This is a genomic window from Clostridium sp. E02, assembly GCF_003833015.1.
Lineage (GTDB): Bacteria > Bacillota > Clostridia > Lachnospirales > Lachnospiraceae > Lacrimispora.
Window position 1 is genome coordinate 1 of the sequence record NZ_RJLQ01000049.1, and the last position, 1,697, is coordinate 1,697.

The window sequence follows — 1,697 nt, forward strand, 5'->3', positions numbered from 1 at the left end:
GAAGGAGGTATTCATTACATTAAGCAGCGACGTCGCATCTCGCTTTTAAGTAATTCTTTTGATGTTCTTCTGGTGTGATGATTTGAAACTCTTTTTCATCACGAAGAATGGCAAATACTATGTTACAAACTTTATGCATGACAGCACCTAGTGATACCATCTTAGGCTTTGACTCACATTTTTTAAGGTAATAATCACGGAGTACAGGATTTTTAGCAGAACCATTTCTGTTTTTGCTGATACTGATTAAAGCCATCGTGTGAAGTACACGTCTGGCAATGCGGGAACCGCGTTTTGACATGTTGACTTTGGTTCCCTTAAACTTACCGGACTGCTTTACTGCAGGATCCAGCCCAAAGTAAGCAAACAGCTGCTTTGGAGAATGGAATGCCGAGAAGTTGCCAATCTCACTCATAAGAGATACAGCGGACAGAAATCCGGCTCCTTTGTAAGATTCAATCAGGTGTATCTGTTGTACAAATTTAGTACCTTCATTTGCACCAACCAGTTCATGCATGTTTTCTAGTATAGAGGTGATTTCTTCATCATACTGGCGTATAAAACGTATGTAAATCTGAATACGCTTGAAATTACTGCTGACGGAATGACCAAAAATTTTAGAGTCTTTTGCAGCTAGAATAATGGCATTATACTTGTTATTAGCATATGTAACTCCAAATCTCGCAGTAGAACGTATGGAATCAATGATTTCCTGCTTATCAGCTGAAAGAAAAGTATCTGGTGAAGTGTAGTTTTCCAATAAAGTAAGAGATGTATTGGTAGTCACCTTTGAAAAGATTTTCAAGTACTGTGGAAAAACCATACGAAGTTCACCTTGTAGCTTATTTATATAGGCTGAACGATTATCCATCAAATCATAATACTCTCTGGAAAGATTCCTTAAATCAAGAGCAAGTTCAGATGGAATAAGAGAAACCTTTAAATCAGGTTTCAAGCCAATCAAAGCAGCTTTTTTTGAATCAAAACGGTCATTATGCACTTTTCTTATATTGATATTTGTGCTACTCTTAGTGATGATAGGATTAATAACTGAGCAGTTAAAACCCTTATCACGAAGATAGCAGAAGAGTGGGTAATGATAAATTCCCGTAGATTCCAGAAAGATGCGACTTTCTAAGGAATACAACTCTTCTGCTTCTTTTATTTTAGAAACAGCGAGTTCCAGGGATTCAATACTAGAATGTAGGATTTTAAAAGGTTTTCCTACTATGGTTTGGTTTGGAAGTGCGATAGACATCCATGTGAAGTCCGCACCAACATCCATACCAACAGAGATGAACAATTCATCTAAATTAAAAACAACTTTGTTTGACATGAGCAAAAGCTCCTTTCTGATAGGAATCCATTTCCAATGCAATGAGTACACAACCTTGCGAGTTATGCGGGTATAGCCTTCCGGCTCCCAACCAGCTAAATCATAAAACCTCATTGAATGGACTAATTGACTAATTCGTAGGTATGAGCCAGTAGAAACTGGCTTCCCAAGGAGGGAGACATTCTTTATCCTATCCAATTGATTAATATACCTTATAATAAGCATGGTGTCTATCAGGGAACCGTCAGACATGGTAATTAAGAAATAGTAACTTCTGATTAAGGGTGAAGCCTTATTCAGTTACAGAATAAAAAGATGTTAGTAAGATATAAGCCTCATTGGCTATATCATTATTATACAA

General features: G+C 37.1%; 1 protein-coding gene. It reads right to left on the reverse strand.

The window, feature by feature from the left end:
* Positions 1–19 precede the first annotated feature (19 nt).
* The gene (locus EFT72_RS18830) at positions 20–1,336 is read right to left on the reverse strand and encodes an IS110 family transposase (RefSeq protein WP_124068455.1); all 1,317 of its coding nucleotides are present in this window, start codon (positions 1,334–1,336) and stop codon (positions 20–22) included.
* Between the last annotated feature and the right edge of the window lie 361 nt (positions 1,337–1,697).